This is a genomic window from Micromonospora endolithica, from assembly GCF_003626595.1.
Lineage (GTDB): Bacteria > Actinomycetota > Actinomycetes > Mycobacteriales > Micromonosporaceae > Micromonospora > Micromonospora endolithica.
In genome coordinates this window covers 657,878-671,668 of sequence record NZ_RBAK01000001.1, presented here as the reverse complement: position 1 = coordinate 671,668, position 13,791 = coordinate 657,878, and the positions used below count along the sequence as shown (strand labels likewise).

Genomic DNA, 13,791 nt, shown 5'->3' with positions numbered 1-13,791 from the left:
AGTGGGCAGGCTCGCGTCGGCGTACGGGCAGGCGGTGGCGGCTCACCGGGCGGCACGTACCCACCTCGACACCGCCCGCCGCACGCTCGGCGTGGCCCCGACCCCGGCCGCGTCCGACGGTGCCGCCGACGTGGTGGGTCGGCTGGCCCGGCTGGGCGCCGCCCTGGCCGCGCCGCCGCCCGGCGCGACCCCGGTCGCCCGCACCCCGGTGCCGGTACGCGTCGGCGAGGCGTCCACCCCGGACGGTGGCTTCCCCGTCCTCGTACCGCTCGGTGGTGGCTGCCACCTCGCCGTCGACGCCGACGCCCGGGACACCCGGGTGGCCGGGCTGCTCCGCGCGGTCGTCCTGCGGCTGGTGGCCACCGCGCCGCCGGGCGGCGTGCGGGTCGCCGGGCTGGACACCGCCGCGCTCGGCGCCACCTTCGGTCCGCTGCGGCCGCTGGTCGACGCCGGCGTGCTCGACCCGCCGGCCACCACCGAGGACGAGGTGTCCGCGCTGCTGGACGCCGCCGAGACGCACGCCCGGGCAGCCCGGCACGCCGGCCGCGACGACCAGGACCTGCTGCTGGTCGTGGCGACCTCCGCGCCGTCACCGAGGGCCGCGGCCCGGCTCGCCGCGCTCACCCACGCCGGGCCGGACGCCGCCGTCTGCGTCCTGCTCGCCGGGCACCCACCGGCCGCGTCGGCGGACCCGCCGCCGCCACTGGGCGGCACCACGCAGGTCCGGCTCTCCGAGCGGTACGCGCACGTCGGCGACCCGCCCGGCGCGCCGTTCAGCTCCGACGGCACCGGCCTCGCCGCCCCGGTGCTGCTCGACGGTGACCCGCCGGCCGCCTCGGTGGCCGCCCTCGGCACCCACCTCGGCGCGGCCACCCGGCAGGGCCAGGCGGTCGGGTTCGCCGACCTGCTGCCGGCACGGCGCTGGGCCGAGTCGTCCGTCACCGGCCTGCGCACCGTGGTCGGCCGGGCCGGCCGGGAGCCGGTCACCGTCGCCTTCGACGACGTCACCCCGCACTGGCTCGTCGGCGGGCGTACCGGCGCCGGCAAGACCGTCTTCCTGCTGGACGTCCTCTACGGGCTGGCCGCCCGCTACTCGCCGGCGGAGTTGCAGCTCTACCTGCTCGACTTCAAGGAGGGCGTGAGCTTCACCGAGTTCGTGCCCACCGGCCGGGACCCGTCCTGGCTGCCGCACGCCCGCGCGGTCGGCATCGAGTCCGACCGGGAGTACGGCGTCGCGGTGCTCCGCGAGCTGCGCCGGGAACTACAACGGCGGGCCACCGCGCTCAAGCGGCACGGCGTCACCAAGCTCGCCGACCTGCCCCGGGACACACCGCTGCCCCGGATCGTGACGGTGATCGACGAGTTCCACGTGCTGCTCGCCGGCAACGACGCGCTGGCCCGGCAGTCGGTCGACCTGCTGGAGGAACTGGCCCGCAAGGGCCGCTCGTACGGCGTACACCTGGTCCTGGCCAGCCAGAGCATGACCGGCATCGAGGCGCTGTACGGCCGCGCCGACGCCATCTTCGGGCAGTTCGCGCTGCGGGTCGCCCTGCCCGGCGGCGGCGGGGTGCTCGACCCGCTGAACACCGTGGCCGGCACCCTGCCGGTCGGCTCCGCGGTGTTGAACACCGCCGCCGGGGCGGTCGGCGCCGACACCGTGGTGCGGTTCCCCGACGCGCACGCCGCCGCCGGTGAGCTGGCCGCGCTGCGCCACGAACTGTGGCAGGCCCGGCCGCCGGGCGCGCGTCCACCGTCGGTCTTCAAGGGGTACGAGACGGCGCGGGTCGAGGACGACGCCACGTACGCCGGCCTGCGCCCCGGTGGCCGCCGGCCGCTGGCCCTGGTCGGGCGGACCGTCGACGTGGACGGCACCTCCGCGCTGTTCCTGATGGACAGCAGTCCCGGCCGGCACCTCGCGGTGGTCGGCACCTCCGCCAGCGGTGCCGAGGTGCTCCGCGCGGCGACCCTCAGCCTGGCCCGGCAGCACGCCCCCGGCACCGCCCGGTTCCTGCTCGCCCCGCTGGTCGCCGCCGGTGACCCGGCCGCCGAGGACACCGCCGCCGCGCTGGCCGCCGCCGGGCACCCGGTCGAGCGGCTCGACGCGACCGGCCTGCGCGAGCGGATCGCCGAACTGGCCGCCCGCTCCGCGTCGCCGTCGACCGCCGGTGCCGCCTCGGCGGGGCCGGTGTCCGGGTCGACCGGCCGGACGTGGCTGGTGGTGTTCGGCGTGGACGCCGCCGGCGGGGTGCTCGGGGCGGCCGACCCGCAGACCTTCCGCTCCGGCCACGACGACCTGCGGGCCCTGCTGCGGGCCGGGCCCGCGCACGGTGTGCACCTGCTCGGGTGGTGGCGCGGGCTGCGCCGGCTCGGCGACGACCTCGGCGGTACGCAGAACCGCGACGACGTCGCCTGCCTGGTCGCGCTGAACGTACCCGGTGCCGATCTTGGGTTGCACCTGGGCGTGCACGACCTGGCGTACACGCCCCGGCCGGACCGGGCGCTGCTGGTCGACCGGCACGACCACCGCACCCGGCTGATCGTGCCGTTCGCCCGCGACGGGCACGACGACGACGGGGAAGGCTGAGCGGTGTCCACGTTCTCCGAGTACGCCGCGCTGGCCCGGCACCTCGCCGACCAGCGCCGGGCCGGCGAGCGGGGCGCCGCCGCCGAGGCCGAACGCCGCCGTGACCGGCACGCCGCCGCCGACTCCCTCCAGCACCGGCTCACCGCCCAGGGACGCCGCCTCGACCAGCTCGGCCGGGCCATCGGCCTTCCGCCGTCCGCGCTGCCCGACGGGGCGGCACCGCCGCCACCACCGGGCCCGCCGTCGGCTCCGGTGTCCGGCCCGCCGGCTTGGCCGCCGGCGGCTCCGGTGTCGGGTGCGTCCGGCGGGTTCAGCCCGCCCGGGCCGCCCGGGGTGACGTACCAGCCCGGAATGGTGGGGACGTCGACCGGACCCGGAACGGGGGAGGGGACGACCGGCGGCGCAGCCGCCGCGCCGGGGCGGCCGGGGGTCGGGGCGTACTCCCCGGGGGTTGGGTCGGGGTTGGCGCTGCCGACGGCGGCCGGGGTACCGGGCCAGCGCCCGGCGGAGCCCGACGTGGACACCGCGCTGGAGTTGGCGCGGCGCTACGCCGACGAGGCCGACCGGCACGGACAGCACGCCGACCTGCTGGCCCAGCGGCCGGCGCTGCTGCCGGCGTGGTCAGCGATGGCGCGGGCGGTCGCCGTCTACCTCGGCTGCGCCCTGGTCGGGATCGCGCTGATGCTGGTCCTCGTCGTCGCCTCCGGAGTGGGGGCGGTCGACCAGTTCACCCTTTACGCGTGGATGTGCGCCGGACTGCCCGCCGTGTCGCTGATCGCCGCCTGGTTGATCCTCGGGCGGTGGGGCCGGCCGGCGGTCGTCGCCGGTACCCCGCCGCGCTTCGTCCACCTCGGCATCCTGATCTGCTTCGCGATGGTCCCGCTGGCGTACTGCGGCTACGTGCTGGTGTTCCGCTCGCTGCGCTGAGCCTGCCGCCGTCGTCCGGTCTACGGTCTGCGCTGGCCCGGCCGCTGTCGTCTCGGCGGCCCGCGCTGCCGCTGCCGCCGTCGTCTCGGCGGCCCGGGTGGCGGCGGCGAGGACCTCGTCCAGCTCGGCGGGGGAGAGCCCCTCGTCCTCCAGCAGCCCGAGCAGCAGCACGGTACGGGCCACCACGGCCGGCGCGCTCTCCGGCACCGGCGCGCGTTCGCCGAGCGCGGCCCAGACCAGCGCCTCGGCCAGCGCGGGATCCACGTCGTGCCCGGTGACGTCGTACCGTTCCCGGGCGGACGCCACGAACCGGATCACCGGCGCCCGCTCCTGCCCGGCGGCGAACCGTCGCCGTACCGCCACCAGCAGCGCCCCGGCGAGCAGGTCCGCGTAGCGCCGCCAGTCCGGCTCGGCGAACCGGCGCATCCGCCGCTCGTGCCCGCGCAGCCGGCCGGTCAACAGGCCGCGCAGCGCGGCGTGCGGGTCGGTCACCATCGTCGCTCCCTCGTCGTCTCGGTACGTCCTCGTCCGCGCCGCCGGGCCACCAGCCGGCTCGCCGTGCGGCAGCCACGGGCGATCTCGCCGGTCGGCGTGGTGCCGGTTCGTGTCGTGACCCGCGTCGCGGTCCGATCACCGGTTTCCCGCTCGGGCGGTGCGGTGGTCTGCACGAACCCGCCGGCCAGGGTCGCGATCGACCGGTCGATCCGGCGTCCGCCGACCGCCAGCCGGGCGTCGACCAGGTCCAGCCGGTCCGCCGCCGCCGCGAGCCGCCGGGCCGCGTCCGTCGCATCCCGGGTACGCCGGAGCCGGTCCTCGGCAGCGTTCACGCGCCGCCGGACCCGGCTGGCGAGCGCGGCGGCCCGATCCGCGTCGGCGCGTGCCGCCCGCAACCCGACCACCACCGCGCCCGCCGACCCGCCGTCACCGGCCGTGCTCAACCCCGCGTAGACCTCGCCCAGCGCCCGCCAGCACTCGGCTACCGCGTCCTGCCACGGCAGTCGCCGGCCCGGCGGCCCCGAGCCGTGCAGGTGCGCGCCGGCCCGGTCGGCGGCGGCGATCGTCGCCAGCCACGCCTCGCGCAGCTCGTCGACGATCTCGCCGGTGGCCCTCGGGTTCACCGTTCGGACCGCACGGTGGCCCGCTTCACCAGTTGGGCGAAACGCACCTCGGGACAGGGGTAGTCCTCGCCGCACCCACATCGCCAGCGCGTCACCGTCCGGGGCGGATGAGCGAACAGGATGTCATCGGCGTCCCGCATGTCCTCGGTGGACGCCAGCATGTGGCTCCCTACGGTCGGCTGCGGCTGCTGATGGTCGTCGGATTCGTGGGGCACGTGGTCGTCTCCCGTCCGTCGGTCAACGTGCGGAGGCTGCGTCGTGACCTGCGTGCGGGCAGGCCACGGCACGCCCGGCCGACCGGGGGGATCGACCGACCGGGCGCTCTGTGCGGTGGGCAGACCAACTCCGGTTTGCAGACCTGGGAGCCGGCCAGGTCGAACTTTACACATGTAGTCACAGAAAGCAAGGGTCGCATCACCCTACTTGTCACGAGTAGTCGTGCGTGATCGAATGGCGGGGCAGACCTGGGAGTACACATGCCCGTCAAGCCGAAGTGGGAACAGCTCGCGGACCACATCCGGGAGCAAATCGAGTCCGGCAAGCTCCGGCCGGGCGACAAGCTGCCGTCGACCATGCAGCTCAAGGATCAGCACGGCGTCTCGACGACAGTGGTGCGTCAGGCGATTCTCGTCCTGCAGACCCAAGGATGGGTGCAGGGCGTCCACGGGCTCGGCGTGTTTGTCGCCGAGCGCTGACCCGCGCGGATCGCAGATCTCGGCAGCCTTCGGCCTCTCCGGCCCGCCCTTCAAGCGTCACACGATGTCGGGCCGGCATGCGGCTCTTGGCACGACTTCCTCGGTGTTCGCGGCCAAGTTCAGTCGGTGAGATGTCTCGCGAGTCCTCCTTCACCACAGATCTTGGACACTTACCGTTCCGCGCTGACGGTAACTGTCCAAGATCTGGAGGCTGGGTCCGGCAACTGCCCTCCGCGGGGGCTCGCGTACCAAGATCTATCCGGTAGCGGCGGAGGTCCGGCTGTGGGGATCGTGGTCGTCGGGGTGGTCGCGTCCGGTGCGGTGATCTCGTACTCTCCTGTGTGGTTACCGCCCGTGCGGGGGCGTGGCCACAGTGTGCGGGTGACCTTGGGGAGGGCACGTGAGCGCAGCGGAGATGATCGCCAGACTGGCGGCGGCGTCGCAGAAGCTGGACGAGGCGAAGGCCAAGACGGCTGCCGCCGCGCAGGACGCGGCCGAAGCGCGATCGCTCGTCGCGGGCGCGTTGCAGGGCGTCGCGGCCGGCCCGCTGGTCGGCATGATCGACTCTTACCGGCAGGCACTGGCACAGGCCGCACAAGGTGGTGAGCCCGCGAAGCAGCACGTCCAGGAGACGATCGCCAAGGTCCGTGCGCTGGGAAACTGACCTCGGGTGGTGGTAGCACAACCCACCAGCCACCCGCATTGCGTTCATCTGTGCCGCCCGCACCGCGGCGTAGGCGCAGTGAACGTCGCGATTACGCAAACCCTCCGGTCGAGCAGCGGGAACGCGTCAGCTCAGCGGCCATCGGATGGTGGACCTCGGCGTTCGCCGCTGGTTACGCGACATTTCAGGAGTTTCTGCCGGCTCTGCCCAAGACCATCGTGGGTACCGTGCTGGGAGTTGCGGGCGCGACTGGGGCCTTCAAGGCATGGAAAGAGCACCACCGCGATCGGAGGATGGATGATGAAGATCGATGACGGGGTCGAGCCGTTGGTGCGCAGCGCTCTAGACGCGGCGGTCAATCGCGACGCCGGACGCTTCGAGGACGCCTTGGCTGCTTTCTCAGATCGGGCGCAACTACAAGCTGGCGTGGAGCTTGCCGCGGCGGTAGCAGCATTCGTTCTCTTTGAGATTCATGATGGAGTGCCGTCGGCGGCAGATGCGGAGGCACTGGCCCAAGACATTGCCGATCAAGAGTCGTGGATCGGTCTGCGACAAGGCGAGACCGCCAGCTTCCTGGCCGCCCTTACGGAGCGGCGACCACTCTCCGCAGCCCTTGGTAGGGAGGGTGCTGTCGTTCTGCCGTTCATCGTGGCGGCCAACTTATTGGCGACGAGTGCGAGTCCTGAGAGCGGCGAGTGGTGGTTCAACTATCTGGACAAGGTGGAGGCGGCGATCGAGGCGGCCGGATGACCGCCGATGGTGGCGTGCTGGACGGGTTCCGGATCGGCTACCTCCCCGACGGCGTCGGGGCGGAGGTGTCGGACTTCGCCAGCGAATGGGAGGAGGTGCGTTTCGCGACGCGGGTCTGGGAGCGGCAGGTTCCCGACGGCTACCGGGTCGACCTGCGGGTTCACGTGCTCCGGGGTGAGCGGCTCGCCGACCTCGCGGCACTGCGCGACTTCCTCGCCGGGTACCACGAGGGTGCCCCTGAGGGTTGGCTACTGAACGACTTCGTGCACGGCGAGGTCGCAGGTCTGCACGACAATGCGCAGGCGTTCTGGCTGGTGGAGCCTGGGGTGGGAGTGAACGTGCTGGTCGAGCCGGAGATGCTCGACGGTGCGGCGCTACTGTCGATCGCGTCCGCCGTGGTGCCTGAGCACGGCTAACGCTACCCGGAAAAACCATGCGAAAGCCGGCCAAGACCGCACGCTCCTCCGCCGGGCTGGGCGCGGGTGCTGTGGTCGGCCCGTCCCTCGCGGCCGAGACGGAGTCCTGGCCGAGGGGGAGGCGTCCGAGTCGCCAGCACGATTCACCCCTCGGCCGGCTGTTCAGAGCGCGAACGAGACGAGGAAGGGATTGCGGACCGGCTCGCCGGTGCCGGTGAAGCAGCGCACTCGGATGCCCTTGTCCGGATTCCACTCGGCCACCTTGCAGTGGTGCGCGCCGGGCCCCTCTGCCGTCACATGGACATTGCCTTTGTCCATGAAGCCGTTCATGGGCGTGCTCACCCAGTACCGGCCCTCCTCCGACCCGACGCCACGCGTCACCGTCGTGCCGGGGCTGTCGTCGGGGTACGTCCACTGCTCGTCCGGGTGCACCTCGCCGCCCTGAATCCAGGTGTAGGCGCCCCAGGGATTCCACACCAGGTTGGCGTCACGGGCGTAGGTGACGGTGAAGCGGGAGTCGCTCAGGACACCGTCGGCGTTGTAGCAGTTCACCTCGACCTGGGTGGACTCGGAGAACGTGTGGAAGTACGCGACCTTGCACCGATGAGATTCCTCAAAGTAGGCCGTCACCTGGACGTGGCCCTTCTCGGCCTTGGGGTCGAGCCCTTTGTTGCCCATGCCGCTCAAGTCGACCTTGTAGCGACCGGTACCCAGATAGTTGACCTTGTTGGTGTAGCCCATCGAGTTGAACTGCTGGTTTGCCGGCGGCTCATGGCTCTGGTGATCGTCGCTGGACGTCAGGTAGGCGAAGTCGCTGAGTCCTCCACCCCACCCCGCCGCCCTCGTCCAGCTCGCGGTGAACTCCGAGTCGAGGCGAGCACCGGAGGTGTCGAAACAGCGCACCCGCAGGTCGACGGCCGTTGAGAGGATTTCGCCGGTCTTCGGATCCACGATCCGGGATTGGTGCGTGTACGCGACCAAGCAGTGCGACGCCGTGTCGCCGTACGCCGTGACATGGGCGACTCCACGGTTCGCCTCCGAATCACCCAGACCCGGCAGGTGAACCCAGTAGTCGCCGACGCCCTCGCGGCGGACGCTGTTCGGCAATCCCGACGTGTTGTGGTTGCGGGATTCACGTGGCCTGTACCAGACGCCCACCGGCTCGGACGGCTTGTCGGCGTACACGTACGCGTAGTTCACATCCAGAGTGGCGGCCTGCGCCGCGGGCGCGGCCGCGGTGAGCAGCCCGGCGGCGAGCAGCGGTGCCATGGACAGGGCCGTAAAGCGCACCCTCCGGGGTGCCCGGCGATTCGTGGCGAACATCGATCGATACTCCCTAGGTCGCCGCTCGGAGCGGCATGCGGTGAAACAGCGGACCTGACCGTCCCCCGAGACGCGGCCCGACAGTATCCGGGACCCACCACACCCCCAGTGCTGCGCGACGATGGCGTCTCCACCATCGACAACGTCGAGCAGTTGACGTTTCTGTTGGCCCAGGGGCCGAGGACGCCAACTCCGGAGGTGATCGCCCAGGAGACCGTGGAGGATCTGGAGATGGCGCTGCGGGAGTTCGCCGCCATCACCGAGGCGCCGGGAGCCAGGAAGTCAGACGCGACCAAATGTGCGGTCCATGAACGTTGACCGGGTCTGAGCATCAGGGGGCTTGGGTTCGGGGGCGGCCCCAGCGATGCTGGCGTCCGCTGCAGATGCGGGCTCGTTCTCGGCGGACGTGCTCGACGAAGCGGCGCTACTGTCGATCGCGTCCGGCGTGGACGAACGCGGCCAGCGCGGTCGAGGAGGAGTCATGCCAAAGCGGACTGGGACGGCTGCCGTCCTCTTCGGGCTGGGCGTCGGCGTCGCGGTCGGTCCGTCGCTCGGCCCGGCCGCCGTCTGGTCCGGCGTCGTCGTCGCCGTGCTCGGTGTCGGTCTCTCCCTGATCGGCTCGGCCGAATCCGATCTCGTCGGGGACGACCTGGAGGATGACGAGGCGGCCGGCGACTCCGCGAGCGGCACCGGACCGGCGGTCGTCGCGCAGCGACGGCGACGCGACCGGCAGGCGCCGAGACTCAGCGGACTGGGCACCCGGGTGGAGCAGATCCTCAGGCTCGCCGAGGAACAGGCCAACGACCACCGTGACGAGGCGCGACGCGAAGCCGAGGAGATGGTGAGCGCCGCCCGGCGGGAGGCCGAGGCGATCCTCGACCGGGCGCACGAACAGGCGGCCGGGATCACCGGCACCGGCCGTGATCCGGCACCGGCACCGTCCGCCCGGACGCCGGCAGCGGAGGACGATCCGGGTTCGGACGCCGTACTTCTGGAGGGCCAGCGAGGCATGGGCACGTACCGGTGGAAGGGCCGTGTCAACGGCATCCTCTACGGCATCCAGTTCGACCGGGTGCTGGACGACGGGACCGTCACCCGGGTCGCCGACCACGTCGTGCGCGGGCTCTACCCGGGTCGGCCGGCCGAGGTCCGGGATGCGCTCACCCAGGCGTTGCGGTACGAGGGGCCACTCAACGACGAGATGCGGGTGCCGCACACCGAGGAGAGCATCCGCGCGTTCCTCGACCGGCTCGCGGCCGCCCTCGCGGCGCGCGCCTGACGCGGGCGGGCCCGGACGCAGCTCCCGCATCCGTACTGCTCGTGAACCGGTGTGAGTGTCGATTGTGGAAGACTGCAGTCGTGGGCTTCGATCAGACCGATGTGCGCAAGGGCGTGGTCGCCGACGTGCTGGCGCGTCTGATGCCGACCGCGCACCCGGACACGCCACGGGCGATGGCGCGCGAAATCCTGGACCTGATGCCAGCTCTCCTCGCGCTCGATGACGCCCGCCGGGAGATCGCGCGGCTGGAGGAGGAACGGGACCGCCTCGGGCAACCTGGCGGCGACCTCGCCGCGGTCGCGCTCCCACCGCCCGGGACCACCGTGGCCCGGGCGCTGGCCCTTGAGGCTGCCGAGCTGCGGGCAGGACCGGACACCGCCCCGCAGATGTACGCCATGGGTTTCCGCGCCGGCCGTAACGCCTTCCTCGGCAACCTGGAGAGCCGTGCGGCCCACCTCGCGGCCACCGATCCGGGGCCGCATCGACCGGGACCAGGCACGGGTGCCACCGCAGTCCCGCCCGAGGAGGAGGAGGAGCCGCCGCAGACCCTGGCCCGCCAGGGTCTGGGAGCAGCACTGTCCCAGCTGCCCCCGGACCGGCAGTCGTACTGGTTGCGGTTGATCGAGGGCGAGCTGCTGCGTTGGTGGTCGTACAGCGGGCTGCGTACCGGATCAGGGCCGATCGCGGCGGCGGCGCTGGACGCGCTCCGGCCGGAACTCGACGGCCTCGACGACGCCTACGAGCGCCTGACCGCGCTCGAAGCCGAGACTCACGAGCTGCGCCGCGGCCGGGCCGAGGTGTTGGCGGCGGTCGGGATCACGCCGGCCGAGTTGCACTGGCGGCAGCGGTTCGCCGCTGAGCTGCGCGGTCAGGCCGACCAGGTGCGGGCGCAGTCCGGGCAGGCGGACATGTTCACGCTGGGCTACAACCTGGCCGGGACGAGCCTGGCGAAGCGGCTGCGCAAGCGCGCCGACGAGGTTGTCGGGTCCTAGCCTGAGGTCACGGCGCGGCTGCGGCACCGCCGAACGGCCCCATGCCCTGGTGCGGCGACCGGTCCCTGCCGGCTTCCGGTGCCCCGCTGCCGTCACCTGGCCAGCGCGAAGCTGATACCCCAGACCACGGCGAAACAGGCCGCGCCGGCCACCGCGGCCCAGATCGCGCACCCCGTGCCGTAGGTGCGACCGCCGGCGAGTTCCCGCTCGGTCGCCGACGGCTCCCGGCTCAGCACGAGGTAGCGGCCGGTTCGGGGCAGCGTGAGCGCGGCGATCCCGCCGTCGAGGATTACGGGCTGACCGATCACGTGCAGCGGGACGCCGGGCGGCACGACCTGCTCGACGACCCGCACCCGGTCCACGCGCCTCGCCGCGTCCGGCCGGACGGCTCCCCGATCGATGAGCTGCTGGAGCCACCGGCCGTTGCGGCGGTGGCTCGTGGTCTCCTCGTTGACGACGGTCCGTACCGGCGTGGGACCGGCGTCCGCCACCGGTAGTCGGGTGCGCGCCCACACCGACGGGCGCGGGTCGGCGCGGGACGCCTGGAGGATGTCCGCCGTCACGGCGACCGTGCCGGTGCCGTCGGCCACCCCGAAGGGGTCGCCGGCCGACTGTTCATGCAGGATGACCGTCCGGGTGAGGCCCGGGTCGCCGACGCTGTCGTCGGAGTACACGATCGTCTGGAACCACACCGCCTCGACGCCGGACAGCGGCGCGACGACCGGTCCGTCGGGGCCCGGCACGGTCTCGCCGTATACGGCGAACCGGCGGGGCAGGCCGGTGCCGGGGCGTAGCGCGGCACAGGGCGACACGGCGTGCCGGCGGACCCATCGGCGCTGGCGGCCGTCCGACACGGCCAGGGCGAGCAGCACCGGCGCCAGCACCAGCATCGCGAATCCGAAGAACCCGGCGACTGCCAGGACGACCGTCAGGAAGGTCACCGGGCCAGGGTAGACATCGACCGCAAGCACGTCGGGCTGCCGTACCAGGAGACGTTCGGGCTGGTCCGCATCCCGGAAGCCACGTCCGGCGGACCGCAGGGCGGGGGCCCTCCGTAAACCAGGGCCCCGCCGTCGCGTTCAGCCCAGCGCCTTCCGCGACTCCTTCGCCAGGTCGGTGTGTCCGGCCTCGTTGGGGTGCGGGCAGCCACCCAGGATGGTCTTCTGGATCTTGCCCGTGCCCAGCGCGGGAGCCGGCTGGAACACGTGCTTGGCGTCGACCGGAATCAAAGGTCCACTCGATCTGGAGTCCGCGGTAGTCGAGCTGGCGGGTGCAGATCGTCGAGCCGTCGGCGCCGGGCTCCGTGACCGCCTCGGCCCGCGGCGCCCCCAGGCGGCGACCGTCAGAAGCAGGAGCACGGCCAGCAGGCCGGCGACGGCGCTCGCGACCGGTGCGCGGGCTGCGCGCAGCCGGCGTGGTGAGAAGTGCAAGAAAGGGGTTCTCCCTCCGCAAGGGGCGTGCCAGGGAAGGTGGCCTGGTGATCTGCCGGGTCAAGTCTGCGGAAGACAGTGACACCTGACAGTGTCTGCGGGGGTTGACAGTGAGTCGCCGATCGACGTCGTACGACCGTCACGGGTCGGTCCGCGGGGCGAACTAGCCCCGGCGCCAGAGTTGCGCGGCCAGGCCGTTGCACGGGTAGAGCGAGAGGCGGGCACCGTTGGCCGGGTCCCAGTTGTAGTTGTCCAGACACATGTCGCCGGCCACGTTGCGCAGCGAGAACCAGCCGTTGCCCCGGTCCTGGATGGTCCAGCGCTGGGCGGTCGAGCCGTTGCACGGGTACAGGCCGACGTCCGCGTTGGGGGCGGTGTTGGCGTTGAGGTCGTCCAGGCAGGTTCCGGTGTTGCGGTTGCGGATCTCGTAGTAGCTGCCGGCCCGGTAGGTGAACTCCCACTGCTGCGCCGCGTTGCCGTTGCAGTCCCAGAGCCGTACGAGGGCACCGGGAGTGGGGTTGAACTCGTAGTTGTCGACGCACCGGTTGCTGTGCCGGCCGCGGATCCCCGGGTTCGTGACGGTGTTCGCGATCGGCTGGCCGAAGAAGGGGTCACCGTTCTCCCGCCAGTAGAGCTGCTGGATGCGGGTGTGCCGGTTGGGGTCGGTCAACGCGTCCGGGCGGGGGGTGGCGTAGTCGCGGGCATGGTAGACGAGCAGGTCCGTCTGACCGTCCTCCGCCACGGTGAAGCTGCCGTGGCCGGGTCCGTAGACGCCGTTGGCGGTCTGGAAGACCGGGGCGGGGTGCTTGTACCAGGAGGCGGTGTTCAGCAGGTCGGCGTCGTCCCAGGAGGAGAGCAGCCCCAACTTGTACCGGGAGTCCGTCGCGGACGCCGAGTAGGCGATGTACACCCGACCGTTCTTCACCAACGGCGACGGTCCCTCCACCACGCCGGCCACGCCCTCCATCTCCCAGCCGTGCGTCGGGCGGGCGATCTCCACCGTGGGTCCGGTGATGCCGGTCGGTCCGTTCATCCGGGCGATGTACAGGTGGCTGTTGTAGTTCGTCGACGGGCTGTCCTGAGCCCACACGAAGTAGCGGACTCCGCGGTTGACGAAGGAGGCCGGGTCCAGCTGGAAGGAGTCCCACCCGGTGTCGAAGCGCTGCGGGGCGCTCCACGAGCAGGTCATCGGGTTCGCGCAGGTGTTGCGGATCCAGTACAACCGCTGGTTGAACACCGCCTCGCCGGGTGACGCCGAGAAGTACATGTACCAGGCGCCGTCGTGGAAGCGGATGTCCGGTGCCCAGATCCATCCGGACAGCGGGCCGCTCGACGGTGCGACGAACGCGTTGCTCGTCGCGGCGGAGCCGAGTCCCTGCAGGGTGGTCGACCGGCGCACCTCGACCCGCTTGTAGTCCGGCACGGAGGCCGTCATGTAGTAGTAGCCGTCGGTGTGCTTGTAGATGGCGGTGTCGGCGCGTTGCGAGATGACCGGGTTGTTGACGGTGATGAGTTGGGCCGCCGCCGGCCGGGAGATCGCCGGCGCGGCGACGAGCGCGGCGACGAGCCCCAGCAGGACGACGGATCTCCGTATGCGGGCGGAAAACACCATG

The 13,791-nt window shown here is 72.3% G+C and carries 16 protein-coding genes; 10 read left to right on the top strand and 6 right to left on the bottom strand.

Features of this window, described 5'->3' with window-relative positions:
- Position 1 precedes the first annotated feature (1 nt).
- From D7223_RS02960 to D7223_RS32415, 3 genes are all read left to right on the top strand, one after another.
- Positions 2-2,584 (top strand): FtsK/SpoIIIE domain-containing protein, encoded by a 2,583-nt coding sequence (locus tag D7223_RS02960; RefSeq protein ID WP_120724492.1) that lies wholly within the window; start codon positions 2-4, stop codon positions 2,582-2,584.
- 3 nt (positions 2,585-2,587) lie between these two features.
- Positions 2,588-3,511, top strand: a complete 924-nt coding sequence (locus tag D7223_RS02955; protein ID WP_120724490.1) for a hypothetical protein — start codon at positions 2,588-2,590, stop codon at positions 3,509-3,511.
- A gap of 97 nt (positions 3,512-3,608) precedes the next feature.
- Positions 3,609-3,905 carry a hypothetical protein gene (locus tag D7223_RS32415; protein ID WP_147252434.1) on the top strand — a complete coding sequence of 99 codons (297 nt, stop codon included), beginning with the start codon at positions 3,609-3,611 and terminating at the stop codon, positions 3,903-3,905.
- A 94-nt stretch (positions 3,906-3,999) separates the two neighbouring features.
- Here D7223_RS32415 and D7223_RS02950 read toward each other — a convergent pair whose 3' ends face one another.
- Together D7223_RS02950 and D7223_RS32670 are read right to left on the bottom strand one after the other, a co-directional pair.
- Entirely contained in the window at positions 4,000-4,629 is a 630-nt protein-coding gene (locus D7223_RS02950) for a hypothetical protein (RefSeq protein WP_120724487.1), read from the bottom strand.
- On the bottom strand, positions 4,626-4,790 hold the full coding sequence (locus D7223_RS32670; protein WP_158610813.1) for a hypothetical protein: 165 nt from the start codon (positions 4,788-4,790) through the stop codon (positions 4,626-4,628). Before D7223_RS32670 ends, D7223_RS02950 begins: the two co-directional genes overlap by 4 nt.
- Positions 4,791-5,105: 315 nt before the next feature.
- On the opposite strand from D7223_RS32670, the gene D7223_RS02940 reads away from it, so the two are divergent.
- The 4 genes from D7223_RS02940 to D7223_RS02925 all read left to right on the top strand — a co-directional run bounded on the left by D7223_RS02940 (position 5,106) and on the right by D7223_RS02925 (position 7,154).
- Entirely contained in the window at positions 5,106-5,324 is a 219-nt protein-coding gene (locus tag D7223_RS02940; protein WP_120724483.1) for a winged helix-turn-helix domain-containing protein, read from the top strand.
- A gap of 400 nt (positions 5,325-5,724) precedes the next feature.
- Entirely contained in the window at positions 5,725-5,988 is a 264-nt protein-coding gene (locus D7223_RS02935; protein WP_120724481.1) for a DUF6244 family protein, read from the top strand.
- A 300-nt stretch (positions 5,989-6,288) separates the two neighbouring features.
- On the top strand, positions 6,289-6,738 hold the full coding sequence (locus D7223_RS02930) for a hypothetical protein (RefSeq protein ID WP_147252435.1): 450 nt from the start codon (positions 6,289-6,291) through the stop codon (positions 6,736-6,738).
- On the top strand, positions 6,735-7,154 hold the full coding sequence (locus D7223_RS02925; protein ID WP_120724477.1) for a hypothetical protein: 420 nt from the start codon (positions 6,735-6,737) through the stop codon (positions 7,152-7,154). Before D7223_RS02930 ends, D7223_RS02925 begins: the two co-directional genes overlap by 4 nt.
- Before the next feature lie 162 nt (positions 7,155-7,316).
- On the opposite strand, the gene D7223_RS02920 is transcribed toward D7223_RS02925, so the two are convergent.
- Positions 7,317-8,423 carry a hypothetical protein gene (locus D7223_RS02920; protein WP_120724475.1) on the bottom strand — a complete coding sequence of 369 codons (1,107 nt, stop codon included), beginning with the start codon at positions 8,421-8,423 and terminating at the stop codon, positions 7,317-7,319.
- A gap of 162 nt (positions 8,424-8,585) precedes the next feature.
- On the opposite strand from D7223_RS02920, the gene D7223_RS02915 reads away from it, so the two are divergent.
- From D7223_RS02915 to D7223_RS02905, 3 genes are all read left to right on the top strand, one after another.
- The gene (locus D7223_RS02915) at positions 8,586-8,795 is read left to right on the top strand and encodes a hypothetical protein (RefSeq protein WP_120724473.1); all 210 of its coding nucleotides are present in this window, start codon (positions 8,586-8,588) and stop codon (positions 8,793-8,795) included.
- A gap of 163 nt (positions 8,796-8,958) precedes the next feature.
- Positions 8,959-9,756: a DivIVA domain-containing protein gene (locus D7223_RS34215; RefSeq protein ID WP_420330288.1), complete on the top strand. Its 798-nt coding sequence runs from the start codon at positions 8,959-8,961 to the stop codon at positions 9,754-9,756.
- Between the two features lie 80 nt (positions 9,757-9,836).
- The gene (locus D7223_RS02905; protein ID WP_120724471.1) at positions 9,837-10,748 is read left to right on the top strand and encodes a hypothetical protein; all 912 of its coding nucleotides are present in this window, start codon (positions 9,837-9,839) and stop codon (positions 10,746-10,748) included.
- Between the two features lie 92 nt (positions 10,749-10,840).
- Here D7223_RS02905 and D7223_RS02900 read toward each other — a convergent pair whose 3' ends face one another.
- The 3 genes from D7223_RS02900 to D7223_RS02895 form a co-directional block, all read right to left on the bottom strand.
- Entirely contained in the window at positions 10,841-11,689 is an 849-nt protein-coding gene (locus D7223_RS02900; RefSeq protein ID WP_120724469.1) for a hypothetical protein, read from the bottom strand.
- Positions 11,690-11,827: 138 nt separating this feature from the next.
- Positions 11,828-11,977, bottom strand: a complete 150-nt coding sequence (locus tag D7223_RS32665) for a hypothetical protein (protein WP_158610812.1) — start codon at positions 11,975-11,977, stop codon at positions 11,828-11,830.
- Positions 11,978-12,341: 364 nt separating this feature from the next.
- Complete coding sequence (locus D7223_RS02895) at positions 12,342-13,790, bottom strand: family 43 glycosylhydrolase (RefSeq protein WP_120724467.1); 1,449 nt, start codon at positions 13,788-13,790, stop codon at positions 12,342-12,344.
- Position 13,791 lies beyond the last annotated feature (1 nt).

Excerpts from the sequence above, each read along its gene's own strand:
- D7223_RS02895 (WP_120724467.1), bottom strand. The coding sequence starts at position 13,790 with ATGGTGTTTTCCGCCCGCATACGGAGATCCGTCGTCCTGCTGGGGCTC.
- D7223_RS02920 (WP_120724475.1), bottom strand. The coding sequence starts at position 8,423 with ATGGCACCGCTGCTCGCCGCCGGGCTGCTCACCGCGGCCGCGCCCGCG.
- D7223_RS02930 (WP_147252435.1), top strand. The coding sequence starts at position 6,289 with ATGAAGATCGATGACGGGGTCGAGCCGTTGGTGCGCAGCGCTCTAGAC.
- D7223_RS32670 (WP_158610813.1), bottom strand. The coding sequence starts at position 4,790 with ATGCTGGCGTCCACCGAGGACATGCGGGACGCCGATGACATCCTGTTC.
- D7223_RS34215 (WP_420330288.1), top strand. The coding sequence starts at position 8,959 with ATGCCAAAGCGGACTGGGACGGCTGCCGTCCTCTTCGGGCTGGGCGTC.
- D7223_RS02925 (WP_120724477.1), top strand. The coding sequence starts at position 6,735 with ATGACCGCCGATGGTGGCGTGCTGGACGGGTTCCGGATCGGCTACCTC.
- D7223_RS02940 (WP_120724483.1), top strand. The coding sequence starts at position 5,106 with ATGCCCGTCAAGCCGAAGTGGGAACAGCTCGCGGACCACATCCGGGAG.